Origin of the sequence: Paenibacillus sp. BGI2013 (assembly GCF_002843485.1) — a bacterium.
In the GTDB taxonomy this organism is placed as follows: domain Bacteria; phylum Bacillota; class Bacilli; order Paenibacillales; family Paenibacillaceae; genus Paenibacillus; species Paenibacillus amylolyticus.
The window spans coordinates 92,500-107,023 of sequence record NZ_PJFA01000014.1; the positions used below are offsets into that span (position 1 = coordinate 92,500).

Annotated in this window: 9 protein-coding genes; all 9 read left to right on the plus strand. The window is 48.6% G+C overall.

Translation table 11 applies throughout. The features are described from left to right. Nucleotides 1-25: 25 nt before the first annotated feature. The 9 genes from CXK86_RS26245 to CXK86_RS26285 all read left to right on the plus strand — a co-directional run bounded on the left by CXK86_RS26245 (nucleotide 26) and on the right by CXK86_RS26285 (nucleotide 14,521). Nucleotides 26-1,486 carry an alpha-L-fucosidase gene (locus CXK86_RS26245; protein WP_076254242.1) on the plus strand — a complete coding sequence of 487 codons (1,461 nt, stop codon included), beginning with the start codon at nucleotides 26-28 and terminating at the stop codon, nucleotides 1,484-1,486. Nucleotide 1,487: 1 nt separating this feature from the next. Next, nucleotides 1,488-3,269, plus strand: a complete 1,782-nt coding sequence (locus tag CXK86_RS26250) for a glycoside hydrolase family 35 protein (RefSeq protein WP_076254240.1) — start codon at nucleotides 1,488-1,490, stop codon at nucleotides 3,267-3,269. A gap of 266 nt (nucleotides 3,270-3,535) precedes the next feature. Beyond that, entirely contained in the window at nucleotides 3,536-4,402 is an 867-nt protein-coding gene (locus CXK86_RS26255; protein ID WP_076254238.1) for a sugar phosphate isomerase/epimerase family protein, read from the plus strand. 250 nt (nucleotides 4,403-4,652) lie between these two features. Beyond that, on the plus strand, nucleotides 4,653-5,711 hold the full coding sequence (locus CXK86_RS26260; protein ID WP_076254236.1) for a Gfo/Idh/MocA family protein: 1,059 nt from the start codon (nucleotides 4,653-4,655) through the stop codon (nucleotides 5,709-5,711). Nucleotides 5,712-6,726: 1,015 nt separating this feature from the next. Then, nucleotides 6,727-8,139: an alpha-L-fucosidase gene (locus CXK86_RS26265; RefSeq protein ID WP_076254234.1), complete on the plus strand. Its 1,413-nt coding sequence runs from the start codon at nucleotides 6,727-6,729 to the stop codon at nucleotides 8,137-8,139. Between the two features lie 314 nt (nucleotides 8,140-8,453). Further along, on the plus strand, nucleotides 8,454-9,431 hold the full coding sequence (locus CXK86_RS26270) for an ABC transporter permease (protein WP_074093076.1): 978 nt from the start codon (nucleotides 8,454-8,456) through the stop codon (nucleotides 9,429-9,431). Nucleotides 9,432-9,446: 15 nt separating this feature from the next. Then, nucleotides 9,447-10,355: a carbohydrate ABC transporter permease gene (locus CXK86_RS26275; RefSeq protein ID WP_083685095.1), complete on the plus strand. Its 909-nt coding sequence runs from the start codon at nucleotides 9,447-9,449 to the stop codon at nucleotides 10,353-10,355. Between the two features lie 129 nt (nucleotides 10,356-10,484). After that, complete coding sequence (locus CXK86_RS26280) at nucleotides 10,485-12,122, plus strand: type 2 periplasmic-binding domain-containing protein (protein ID WP_051447422.1); 1,638 nt, start codon at nucleotides 10,485-10,487, stop codon at nucleotides 12,120-12,122. 179 nt (nucleotides 12,123-12,301) lie between these two features. Next, nucleotides 12,302-14,521, plus strand: coding sequence for a helix-turn-helix domain-containing protein (locus CXK86_RS26285; RefSeq protein WP_076254232.1), 2,220 nt, complete (start codon nucleotides 12,302-12,304; stop codon nucleotides 14,519-14,521). The last annotated feature ends 3 nt before the right edge of the window (nucleotides 14,522-14,524 follow it).

Genomic DNA, 14,524 nt, shown 5'->3' on the forward strand with positions numbered 1-14,524 from the left:
CGCTAAATAAAAGGAGTGATACGCCATGAATTATGAACTGCAACCAGCCGAATGGATTAAGTCCGCAGCACAGGTCAGCCCGTCCGAACGCCAGCTGAGGTGGCAGGAGATGGAGTTCTACGCGTTTATTCATTTTACGGTAAATACATTTACGGATCAGGAATGGGGCACTGGGGAGGAAGACCCGGCGATTTTCAATCCTTCTGAACTGAGTGCAACGCAATGGGTGCAGGCGTGCAAGGCTGCGGGGATGAAGGGGCTGATTCTGACATGTAAGCATCATGATGGATTTTGTTTGTGGCCCAGTGAGTATACACCGCATACGGTCGCGGCTAGTTCGTGGAGGAATGGTACGGGGGATTTGGTTCGGGAAGTCGCCGATGCCTGCCGTGAGGGCGGGTTGAAGTTTGGCGTGTACCTGTCTCCTTGGGATCGTCATGAAGCCTCCTACGGAGATTCGGAGAGGTATAACGAGTTTTTCCTCCAACAGTTACGCGAGCTGCTTACGAATTATGGCGACATCTTCTGTGTATGGTTTGATGGTGCATGTGGTGAGGGTCCGAATGGCAAAAGGCAGGTCTATGACTGGGACGTCTATTATGCGCTTATTCGTGAACTTCAGCCCGAAGCTGTCATCTCGGTATGTGGCCCGGATGTTCGCTGGTGCGGCAATGAGGCGGGGCATACGCGGGAATCGGAATGGAGCGTTGTGCCAGCGCATATGCAGGATAATGAGAAAATTCAGGAGCAATCGCAACAGGTGGATGATGGTGAGTTTGCCACAAGGATCAATACGCAGGACAGTGATTTGGGAAGCCGAGAGGTTATTCGTTCCCAAGGTGACCAACTGATCTGGTACCCTGCCGAGGTGAATACCTCGATTCGCCCAGGATGGTTCTATCATGCCAGTGAAGATGATCAGGTCAAAACACTGGAAGAACTGCTCGCCGTCTATTACGGCGCAGTGGGGGGCAACGCCACCTTTTTACTCAATCTGCCACCGGATATGCGTGGTCTCATTCACGAGCGGGATGTGGAGCGACTACAGGAATTGGGAGATTCACTGCGCACCATTTTTCAGGAAAATTTCGCCTTGCAGGCGCTGGTAAAAGCATCGGAGACGATGGATGAACAACATGCCGTATCGGAAGTGCTGACGGAACGCCGGGATACGTATTGGTGTCCTCACGAAGGAACAGAGCAGGCTTGGATTGAGCTGGATTTGCGGGAGGAACGATCGTTTGATCGGTTGGTGCTGATGGAACATATCCAGACAGGCCAACGGATTGAACGTTTTACACTGGAGTCGCAGAGGGCAGATGGTGGTTGGGAAGAGTTTTACAAGGGGACGGTGGTGGGGCATAAGCGAATTTGCTGTTTCTCACAGGTCACATCGAGAAAGATGCGTTTAAGCATTCATGAATCCAGATGGTGCCCTACGTTGTCCGGAATAGGCATATATCTGAGCGAGCGGGGAGGGTTGTAACATGGCGGTGCTGACGTATAAAGGTTCACAATTTATGTATGATGGCGAGCCCATTCGGATTTTGTCGGGTGCCATCCATTATTTCAGAGTGGTCCCCGACTATTGGGAGGATCGGTTACTCAAGTTGAAAGCCTGCGGTTTCAATACGGTGGAAACGTATGTGCCGTGGAATGTCCATGAGCCGCAGCCGGGTCGGTATTGTTTTGAAGGGATGGCTGATCTGGAACGTTTTATTCACATTGCGGGAGATGTGGGTCTGCATGTGATTGTTCGTCCAAGTCCTTATATATGTGCCGAGTGGGAGTTTGGCGGATTACCTGCCTGGCTGCTTGCTGATGATGATATCCGTCTTCGGTGTAATAATGCAAAATTTCTGGCGAATGTGGATCGTTATTATGATGTGCTTTTGCCCAAATTAAAACCCCTTCTTAGTACCAATGGCGGACCGATCATCGCAATGCAGATTGAAAATGAGTACGGCAGCTTCGGAAATGACGCCAGTTACCTGCGATATTTACGTGATGGCATGGTGGAACGCGGTATGGATGTGTTGTTATTTACCTCGGACGGACCGACCGATCACATGTTACAGGCAGGATCGGTACCGGGGCATCTGGCTACGGTCAATTTTGGATCAGGTACGGAGGGAGCGTTCGCCAAGTTGCGTGAATATCAGGCGGACGAACCTTTAATGTGCATGGAGTATTGGAACGGCTGGTTCGATCACTGGGGTGAGTCGCATCATACCCGGGAAGCCTCAGATGTGGCTGGTGTGTTTGAAGAGATGCTTCGAGCAGGAGCCTCAGTCAACTTTTATATGTTCCACGGTGGAACAAACTTTGGATTTTACAACGGGGCGAACTGTCAGCAGAAGGATCAATATGAACCCACAATTACAAGTTACGACTACGATTCACTGCTCAGCGAATCAGGGGAGCCGACAGCGAAATTCCATGCGGTGAGGGACCTTATTGCTCGGTATAGCGATGAAGGTCTGGGTGAGATTGTGCTGCCAGAATCGAAGGGGACCATCGCCTATGGGCGGGTGGAGTTGACCCAACAGGCGTCATTACTGGCGCAGATGGACCGGATATCAGTCCCGGTACAACGCATGAATCCGGAACCGATGGAGAAGCTGGGTCAGGATTATGGCTTTATTTGTTATCAGACCCGAATATCCGGGCCAAGGGAGCGACAGGAACTGGTGGTTCAGGAGGTTCGTGACCGTGCGCTTGTGTTTGTTGATGGGCAATTTCAAGGTGTGCTCGAACGGGGCAATACGGAATTATCGGTATCCTTTGAAGTGCCGCCAGAGGGCGCAGAACTATTGATCCTTGTCGAAAATATGGGGCGAATCAACTATGGCCCATACCTGAGAGATCCGAAGGGGATTACGGAGGGGGTGCGACATGGCTTTCAATTTTTATATGATTGGACGATTCATTGTCTGCCATTAACCGATCTGTCGGATTTAAAATTCAGCGATGTGATTAGCGAAGCAATTAACGAAACAATTAATGAAGCACAGGGGCCTGCTTTTTATAGGGGGAATTTTCATATCAAGGATGTAAGAGATACTTTTCTGCGACTGGATAGCTGGACCAAAGGGGTTGTATTTGTAAACGGAATCAATCTGGGACGCTACTGGAATAAAGGACCGCAAAAAACACTGTATGTACCTGCTCCGCTCCTACATGAAGGTGAGAATGAAATCATGGTATTTGAGCTACATCAGACGGCTGATCTGGCCGTAATGTTCGTGGATACACCGGATTTGGGCTAGAAAAGGAAAATAGGTGAGCCAAACGATTATTGGCAATTGTCGTGTCCGCCAGAAAAAGGTATACGTTGGGTATGGACATCGACTAGGGCGTGTCTGAAAACTCCGAAGGACGCAGATTTTGCCGAATTTTCGTTCCAAGCAAGGAGATTTTCCGCAGGCGTGCCGGGGCACGTCAAGGGAAAGTGACGCAGCAGGGGGCGAAAAGGCGGTAAAAGATGCACTTCAGTGAGTTTTGAGACACGTCCTACAGGAGAGGATGAGGAAAAATGAAAGTTGGACTCAGCACCTACAGTCTGCAACAAGCATTGGATCGCAAAGAATTGACCGTACCGGATGCCATTCGTTGGATCGCCGATCAGGGTGGGGAACATGTGGAGATTGTGCCGATGGGGTTCAGTCTGATCGATAACCCGAAGTTGATTGATGAGATTAAAGCTGTGGCAAAAGAGGTAGGGATCGATATTTCCAATTACGCCATCGGCGCAAACTTCGCTGTTCAGGAGGACGCCGAAGCGTTGGAGCAAGAGATCCAGAATGTGATGCGACATGTGGATGTGGCTGATGCGCTCGGCGTGAAGCTGATGCGTCATGACGTGGCTTTCCGCCCTGCACCAGAGGGAACTGTAGCACAGTTCGAGATCGACCTACCGGTACTGGTGAAAGCCTGTCAGCGGATAGCCGATTATGCAGCGGGTTTTGGAATTACAACAAGCGTGGAGAACCATGGGTACTATGTGCAGTCGAGTGAGCGAATTCAGCGTTTGTTACACGAAACGGCGCGGTGTAACTTTAAGACCACGCTGGATGTCGGCAATTTCCTCTGTGTGGATGAAGACCCGGTGAGTGCCGTGAAAAATAACATTCCGTACGCGTCGATCGTGCACGCCAAAGACTTCTACTGGAGACCTTCCTACCGAAATCCCGGTGAAGGCTGGTTCCAAACCTCGCATGGCAATTACCTGCGCGGTGCCATTGTGGGCCATGGCGATATCGACATGCTTGAGGTATTCCGTGTGTTGAAACAATCCGGGTATGACGGATATATCTCGGTTGAATTTGAAGGCATGGAGAATTGCAAAACCGCCTCACGCATTGCCATGGATAACGTCCGCCGCCTATGGGAAGAGGCATAGGGCTGAGTACTTGTTTTAAATGAATAAAATTGAATCAAATGTTAAAGAAGGCGTGAGTAACAGAGGGGAAGCTTGGAACTGTAGGAGCGTTAGCGACCGCCTTTGTCTGCGGATTTCAACCGCTAGAGCGGTCAATAAAAGAAATTTGCAGACAACAGCGGCCGAAAGTCCAAGCATTCACCGTCGTTACGTTAAGCCGAGTATAATTTCTTGAGTCAATTCATATGAAAACGATGGAGGAATCAGCACTATGCCCAAATTGAAAGTCGCCGTTATCGGTGCCGGATCCATATCCGATTGCCATTTGCAAGCGTACGCCAGTAACCCGGAGGTTGAAATATACGCCATCTGTGACCTGAATGCAGTACGTGCCACTGAAGTCGCGAAGCAATATAATGCACCTCATGTGTTTACCGATTATAAGGAACTGCTCGCAATGCCCGAAATTCATTCCGTCAGCATCTGTACATGGAACGATTCCCATGCGGAGATTAGTATTGCTGCTCTGGACGCGGGCAAAAACGTGCTGTGTGAGAAACCACTATGCCAAACCGTTGAGGATGCGCTCGAAGTAGAGAAGGCCGTTCACCGCAGCGGAAAGCTGCTTCAGGTCGGTTTTGTTCGCCGCTATAGCGACAATGCACAGATTCTGAAGAAGTTTATCGACGAGGGTGAACTGGGCGAGATCTATTATGCCAAAGCCTCCAGTCTGCGTCGTCTGGGCAATCCGGGTGGCTGGTTCTCGGATATCAACCGCTCCGGCGGCGGCCCGCTGATCGATATCGGGGTACATGTGATCGACATATGCTGGTATCTGATGGGCAGACCGAAGGTGAAATCCGTCTCCGCTAACGTATCCAATCGATTAGGAAACCGCTCGAACATTAACAATCTATCGTTCTACAAAGCAGCGGACTATGATGCAGAACAGAACACCGTTGAGGATATGGCAAATGCCCTGATTCGTTTCGAGAACGGCGCAAGCCTACTCGTGGATGTCAGTTTCACGCTCCATGCCAAAGCGGATGAGACTTCGGTCAAACTATATGGCGACAAAGGCGGTGCCGAGCTGGAGCCGGAAATTTCGATCATTGGCGAGAAATTCAACACCATTTTGAACATGACCCCACAGGTCGATTTCAAATCATTCGATTTTATGGGCTCGTTCCGCAATGAAATCAACCATTTTATCGATAGTACCCAGGGCCGCAAAGAAACACTTAGCCCCGTCGAAGACGGCGTCGAAGTGATGAAAATGCTCTGTGCCATCTATGAATCAGCCCGTCAGGGCCGCGAAATCACGCTGTAAAGGTAGGATTGTATTGCGTTGTTACGCTACGTTGATACTTTACTACTCCCGTGGCATTAAAAGTTATGAGCACTTCGCTCCTTTTCAATGAAAAGCTCTGCTCGGGGCGGGATTCGGAGTCGGCTTCTTGGCCCGCGGTTGGAGTAGAGCAGGGAGCGAGTACTAACGAATCTGAGGCGTCTTATTTAAGGATTCGGAGCGCTAGCCGAAATCTAAGGAATCTGACACATGCTATATCAGAATAAGCAGCAGTATACAGCGTTTTTACCACCTAATTTCGGGAAATAACGTGTCTGATGTTCCTTACAATTTAAAAAGAGGAACAAAAGGCTAAATAAGACGCCCTGTGTTCCTTAGAAAATTCTCTACCTATTCACCAGGATAAACGGGCTTGGATTTCAAGACGTTATAAACGCACTGACATCCATCATCGTAAATCTTCCCTGAACTGAAGTTGAAGGCATACCCTATATAAACTAATCGTTACGCCAAAACGGAGAACACAAAACCAATCCAAAACAACGAATCGCACTCTCTCTGATCTTGTATTCCCTATAGAAACGAGGGAAATAAGGGGTCCATAGTGATTGGAGAGGGCACCGCACTCGAAATAACAGAATTACTGTGCCCCTCACAGTTAAACTAAGCGTTTACGCCAAAACAGAGAACGCAAAACCAATCCAAAACAACGGAACGCACTCTCTCTGCCCTTGGATTTCCCTATAGAAACAAGGGAAATAAGGGGTTCCATAGTAATTGGAGAGGGCACCGTACTCAAAATAACAAAGTTACTACGCCCCTTAATAGTTAAACTAGCGTTTACGCCAAAACGGAGAGTGCAGAACCAATCTGAAGAAGCGAAGCGCTCGCCTTTATCACCGTATTTCCAACAATTATAAAGTGAAATAAAAGAAATCCGGGGATAACAGCGATCGAAAGATGGTACTGCAATCGGAGTGACCAGGCGTAACATGCATGGTTTATCTTTTATCTAATCCAAAGGAGATGAAACAGGATGAGCGAAACCAAAGAAACCGTACTGGAGCAGGAAGAGAAGATCGTCGAAGCCGGGGTGCACAATTTTAGCAAAGAGGATGAGTGGATCAAACCGGAAGATCCGCTGCTGAATGAGCGGCTGGAGTGGTTCAAGGATCAGAAGCTGGGGTTGATGATGCACTGGGGGCCGTATTCCCAGCTTGGTCTTGTGGAATCCTGGGCGCTGAGCGACGAGGATGGCGATTGGTCGCGCGATGACATCGACTGGACGGATGACATGGAAGATTTCAAACGGGAATATTTCGATCTGAACAAAACCTTCAATCCGATTCGTTTCCAGCCCGAGGAGTGGGCACAGATGGCGGCAGATAACGGGTTCAAATACTTCCTGTTCACCACCAAGCACCATGACGGTTTCTGCATGTGGGATACCAAGACGACGGATTACCGGATTACGGGCAAGGACACGCCTTTTCATACCCATAAGTATGCGGACATCTGTCGAGCACTGTTTGACGCTTTTCGGGCCAAAGGACTGGGTATCTCAGCGTATTTCTCCAAAGCGGACTGGCATACCCCGTATTACTGGGCACCGGGCATGGAGCGTGGACGTCATATGTGGCGCGGCCCTTCGTATGATCCCCATAAGTATCCGTGGCTGTGGGAGAAATTCGTGGAGTTCACACATGAGCAGATCATGGAGCTGCTGACGAATTACGGGCGGATCGAATGTCTGTGGCTGGATGCCGGCTGGGTGCGCGAAGGTCGCCATGGTCAAGATATCAGGTTGGGAGAAGTCGTGGAACGGGCGCGTCAGACCACACAACCTTGGCTTCTGTCCGCAGATCGCACCGTGGGTGGGCCGTATGAGAATATCGTTACCCCCGAGCAGACCATACCGGAACATCCGATGAACATTCCATGGGAGAGCTGTATTACGGTGGGGAACTCCTTTGCTTTTGGATTCGATGATCAGTATAAAACGGGAAGACAGCTGGCACATATTCTACTCGAAGTCGTGTCCAAGGGTGGTAACCTGGCGCTGAATGTAGGACCACAACCCGATGGGCGTCTGCCAAAAGGGGCAATTCGAGGCATCAAGGGCCTCGGTGAATGGTTGGGTACTCATGGAGAAGGCGTCTATGGAACCCGGATCTGCGGGCCATATTATACGAAAGATTGGGCTTTCACCCAGAAGGAAGAGATCAACACCGTATATGCCTTCCGTATATACAGAAACGAGAATGAGACCGTACAACCACAGTTGGTCATTCCTTATCTGGAAAAGGTAGAGCGGATCGAACTCGTCGGTAGCGATGACGTACTTTCGTATCAGCTGACAGAAGACGGACTTCTCGTGGAACTGCCCCAATCCGCTGCAACCAGTGGTACACCCATCACACATACGTTCAGGCTAGTCACAAGCGCATAGAACGCCATGTCAATTCCGGGGGAGATATAACAGCCTCCGGGATTTTTTTATTCATACATAAGGGACACAATCACCAATAGAAACGGCTCGCAATCGCTTGTCACACAAGGGTTTGTGGAATAAAGAGAAGTCGGAGAAAATTGCAAATTGATAAAAGTTTACCGTGCGATGTACTATCAAATCAAGAAAGCGCTACCTGATATGAATGTTTACATCATGTTTGTTAAACAAGGAACTAGGAACAGAAAAAAGGATGTTTAAGGGATGTAAATGTAATGTATTATTACACTTGAGGTGTAGAAGGAGTGACGCAAATGAGTCGAGCTACGGAAAGCATACCCGCCAAGATGGAACTCCAACAGAGGAAACATGTGGAGCCCAAGCGGCAGCATCCATTCATCAAAAGCCTCAAGAAACACTGGGAACTCTACCTGCTCGTGTTGCCCCCGGTATTGTATCTGTTGATCTTCAAGTACATCCCTATGGTGGGTGTCCAAATCGCCTTCAAGGACTTCAGTGTAGTCAAAGGAATCTGGGGAAGCCCGTGGGTCGGATTCAAACACTTTGAAGCCTTCTTCCAATCTCCAAACTTCTGGCTGTTAATCAAAAACACGATAGGCATCAGCTTTTATTCCTTAATTGCTGGTTTCCCCATTCCGATCCTTCTGGCGCTGGCGCTGAATGAGATTCGAACGGGTTACTTCAAAAAGACCGTGCAGATGGTCACTTACGCTCCGCATTTTATCTCAACGGTTGTTATGGTATCCATTATCATTCTGATGCTCTCCCCGCATGTGGGCGTAGTAGACAAGCTGTTCACACTGCTCGGCTTCCCGATGACGAACTTCATGGGCATACCGGAATACTTCAAATCGATCTATGTCTGGTCAGGTGTGTGGCAGGGCATGGGGTATTCATCAATTATATATATCGCAGCTCTTGCTGGTGTTGATCCATCTCTCTATGAAGCAGCGAAGATGGACGGCGCATCAAGGCTTCGGAAAATATGGCACATCGACCTCCCGTCGCTCGTTCCAGTCACCGTTATCATGCTGATTCTGAGTCTGGGCAGCATTATGGGCGTGGGCTTTGAGAAAATATACCTGATGCAGAATCCACTCAACACAAGCGCTTCGGAGGTCATCTCCACGTATGTGTACAAGGTGGGTCTGATCGGGGCGAATTTCAGCTTCTCCTCGGCAGTAGGGTTCTTCAACTCCATTATCAACCTGATCCTGCTGGTTATCGTCAACGGCATATCGCGCAAAGTATCCCAGAACAGCTTGTGGTAAAGGAGGAGCTTATCCATGTTCAACCTGATTAATCGTAACCGGATCAAGGACCCGCTCGGTGACCGCATTTTCATGACATTCAACTATATTTTTCTGTTCGCCATACTGCTAACGGTGTTTTATCCACTCTTGTATATCATCAGTTCTTCGTTCAGCTCTTCACGAGCCGTGACATCCGGTCAGGTGTGGCTGTTCCCGGTAGACTTTAACATCAAGGCGTACATCTCCATTTTCAAAAGCCAACAGCTTATGCTCGGTTTTTTTAACACGATCATCTACACCGTGGTGGGAACGTTCATTAACGTGGCACTGACCGTCATGCTGGCGTATCCCTTGTCACGCAAGTCGTTCTATGGACGAGGAGCCATTATCATTTTCATGATGATCACGATGTTCTTTGATGGCGGTCTGATTCCCACCTACCTCCTGATGAAAGACTTACACCTGCTGGATACACGTTGGGCGATGTGGTTGCCCGGGGCGCTCGCGGTGTTCCAAGTCATCGTGGCAAGGACGTTCTTCCAATCTTCCATCCCGGAAGAGCTTGGTGAGGCCGCAGAAATGGATGGTTGCCGGGATATCCGGTATCTGATCAGTGTAGTTCTTCCCTTATCCAAGCCCATTCTGGCGGTCATGACACTCATGTATGCCGTCGGTCACTGGAATGCGTACTTTGATGCACTGATCTACCTGCGTTCCGAGAAGTTGTTCCCTTTACAATACGTGCTTCGCAATCTGCTAATCCTCAACGCTGCTGATCCGGCGATGCTCGCCAATACCAGCCAACAGATGCGAGACCAAGGGTTCGAGCAGGTGTTGAAATATGCACTGATCGTTGTCGCGAGTATTCCAATTCTGATCATGTATCCATTTGTACAGAAGCATTTTGTTAAAGGGGTCATGGTTGGTTCCCTCAAAGGTTAATCCTTGTGAGTTAAGCCTGGTTGCCTTTTGAAAGGAGGTGGAAGGAACACGCCGGCTTCCGGGGTCGATTTTATAAACGTGCAGTACAAGTCAATAATTTGCCGTTATGAACAAAAAGGAGGAGTCAGATTGAGAAAATCTTGGATTTCGATGTTGTTTCTGGTCTTTGCTTCGATGGCTTTGTTGTCCGCATGCAGTTCATCCGAGGAGTCGGGTGGAAGTAGCGATGGTAGCGGGGAGAGCGGCGGTCCTGTAACCATGACCCTCTTTGCTCCGCAAGGCAAAGCGTCCATGGAAGAGAATGAATTCACCCAATTTATCGAAGACAAGTTCGACGTTACCCTAAAATGGGATCTGGCCCCAACGGACGCCTTGCAGGATCGCAGACAATTGCTGCTGGCTAGTGGTGATTATCCGGAAGTATTTCTTCACGGCAAGTTCACCACCTCAGACCTTCAAACCTATGGAAAACAGGGCGTGTTCCTTCCGCTACAAGATCTGATTCAGAAGTATGGTCCGAATCTGACCAAGATTATGGAAGAGAAACCATACTTCAAAGAAGCCATTACGGCACCGGACGGCAACATCTATGCGCTGCCTATCTTCAATGAATGTTACCACTGTACGTATGCACAGAAATACTGGATCAACACGGAATGGCTCGATAATCTGGCTCTGAAAATGCCAACCACAACTGATGAACTGTATACCGTTCTGAAGGCGTTTAAGACACAAGATCCAAACGGTAACGGGAAAGCGGACGAGATTCCACTTACAGGCGCACCGAACAAGTATGTATGGAATGGCAACATTGATGCCTACCTGATGAATAGCTTTATATACAATGACAACGACAAATATCTGATCGTGAACGATGGCAAGGTGAGTTTTGCCGCCAATCAGGAAGGCTGGAAGAAAGGGCTGGAGTACATGAACAAGCTCTATGCAGATGGCCTGATTGATCCGGCTTCCTTTACACAGAATGATCAGGCGATTGGACAGCTGGGGAACAAGGAAGGCGATGAAGTGGTCGGCTCCATTACAACGGCGCTGGTCAGTTATCTCGTGAATACTTATGACAAAGATATCACCCGTCATCAACACTGGGAGATTGTTCCTCCATTGAAAGGACCAGATGGAGTGCAGACGACAGGCGCCACGCAGAGCGTAGGTGAGTTTGAGTTTGCCATCACGAACAAAGCGACAGAAGCACAGCAGATTGCCGCCATCAAAATCGTAGACTACATGTTCAGTGAAGAAGGTGCGCTGTACGCGGAGTATGGACCAACTGAAGGAAAGGGCTGGAAGAAGGCAGATGCCGATGAGAAAAACATCAATGGTGAGCCTGCCAAATACAGCTACTACAACCTGCCTGAGCGTGATCCAAACGTTGTTGTGAACGAGAGCTGGTCACAGATCGGAGCACATGACTTGTCCAACACGTTCCGTAATCTGTTTGCAGAAGGACAGAATCCATTAGAAGCAGAGGGTTATGGTACACGTCTGGCTCAAGCAACCAATGTGTATGAACCTTATGCACCCAAAGAAGTATACCCTGCGAACGTGTTTATCCGTCCGGAGGATACGGAATCAGCTGCACAACTGACTACGGCCATTAAGGATTATGTGCAGACGAATATGGCACAGTTCATTATTGGCAGCAAAAGCATTGATAAGGAATGGGATTCGTATGTCAAAGGCTTCGATGGTCTCGGACTGAGTAATTACCTTGAGATCTACCAGCGTGCCATTGAGAAAAATCAATAATTGAAGGATTCAATATAGAGGCTGTCCCGTCTGTCACCCGTGACCGGGACGGTCTTCTCCTATGACAACCCCACGTCATCCGATATAATGTACTGAATATTTATGGAAAATTAGCGATCAGCACAGATGTTTGTTTGTCGTCATTCAGCATGAACAGTAACGGTGGGGGGATCTCGGAGATGAACAACAATTGGTTTAGGCGTTTGCTGTTATCGTATCTGCCTGTTTTTTTTATTGTGACGACCATTCTATTCTTTATTTTCTTTCAAGTATTCAATGAACAGAACCGTAGAGAAGCGCTCAAGGCCAATGAATTTCTGGCCTCACAGGTTACTCAATATCTGGACAACTCCCTACGTTCCATCGACTTCAAGGTACTGCGTGAGATTTTGACCAACCCTAACTTGAAGAATTATTTCTCGGTATCTGGCAGCGATGATGTGTATGCCGGCATTCAGGCGGTCCAGGTGGTTGATGAATTGAAAATAGAGTATCCGCTGATTGATTCGATTTATCTCGTTCGATACGGGGATGGCACGGTCTTCAGTAACGGGAAGGCTGTTCCGATTGAAGAGTTCCCGGATGCAGACTTTATTGCAGATAGCCGGTCAAGGGATGAACAGAAATGGGCAGGAGCACGAGCGTTCCGGGCTTTTCCATCGCAAGCGACTGAGCAAGTGATTACAATTGTGCGCAGTGTAGGAAACGGCAAAGGACTTGTGGTCACAAACGTGGACCTGAGTACCCTGAGAAAATCCATTATGCAGATGTATGATCCGGAATTTACGTTTGTGAACATCTTCAACCGTGCGGGCGGCAATCTGTGGGATAGCAGCATGCCAGGAGGGGCTGCAGCTTCTACTAAAACCGCATCGGGAGAAGTCTTCTCCGAATTTACGTCGAGTTATAGCGGTTGGAAAGTGCAGACAGGTCTCAATAATGGAAAAATCATCAAATGGACGCTGCAATTTTATAATATCTGGTTTGCCTTTGCGGTAGTGGTTGTATTGATCGGGGTGGTGTGGGTGATCTACGTGACCCGTAGAAACTACAAGCCGATTCAGCAGATTGTCACGTTAATTCAGACCGTCTCTTCGCAGAAGCAATCGGGGCTCAACTATGGCAAAGAGAATGAGTTTCGATTCATCCATACAACGTTGGAACGCATGATTGATCAGACGAGACAATATCAGGAGGAGCATGAAGAGAATCTGATTTTGCAGAAAAAAATGTTCTTTCAGGAGTTGCTGGAGGGCACACGAGACTTTACGAGCACGGAGCTGACAGCGGAGATGAAGAAGTTCAAACTGCCTGAGCTGGAGCATCATTGGGCCGTCATGGTGGTCGAGATGGATCGGTATGATGCATTTGTGACGGAGTATCATCATCAGGACCAATCCCTCCTGAAATTTGTGTTATCCAGTATTCTGCAGGAGAGTGCGCGTCATGAAGGAACGGAAGTATGGGCTGAATGGATCTCCGATCAGCGTCTGTACGCCATCCTCTGGATTCCGGAAATGGAACAGGCCGAGGAGACTGAGCATCGATTACTCGCTGGTTATCTGGACAGAATCGATCAGTATCTGAACTTCACCGTGACCATTGGTGTTGGTCGGGTTGCTGTTGATATTCGGGGGTTGAGAGCTTCAGTGAAAGAAGCTGTGCACGCGCTGGAGTACAAGGCTGTACTGGGCATAAATCGCATCATTCCGTGTAGTGATGTGCCGAATTCGACCAATGATGTGTATGAGTTCCTGAAGACCATCTCCCTGCTGGTACAGGCGATGCGCTTGTCGGACGATGTTTGGGAAAAGCATTTTGAGAGACTGTTTGAACAAATCAGTGAGTCCGTTCTGTCCCGTCAGGAGATTATGAATACAATCCAATTGTTATTTCAACATTACAATCGGGAATTCGCCGAACTTCCACGAGAGTATCAGGAGTCATGGGCCGCTATATTCACCCCACTTCTTCCAAGGCTGGAGGGCTGGGAGACGTTAGACGATCTGCGTGAGCTGTGCTGGGAAGGGTTCAGAGAACTGGCGTTGCAGATGCAGACGCTGCATTGTTCCCGAAAACACAGATCACATATTCTGGAGATTCGCAAATACATCGAAGAGCATTACAACAATCCTGATCTGTCACTGAACTACCTTAGTGATCTATTCGATATTAATCCGAAGTATCTGAGTAAGCTTTTCAAGGATGAGATTGGGGAGAAGTTTGTGGATCTGCTCATTAGTCATCGCATCGAAAAAGCCAAGCTGCTCATGCAGGAGACCGATAAGGCTATTCAGGAGATCAGTGAGGAAGTGGGATACACAAACTATAATTCCTTCAACCGGGCTTTCAAAAACGTGGTGGGTGTGGCACCAAGTGACTACCGCAAAGCCATGTGAGTG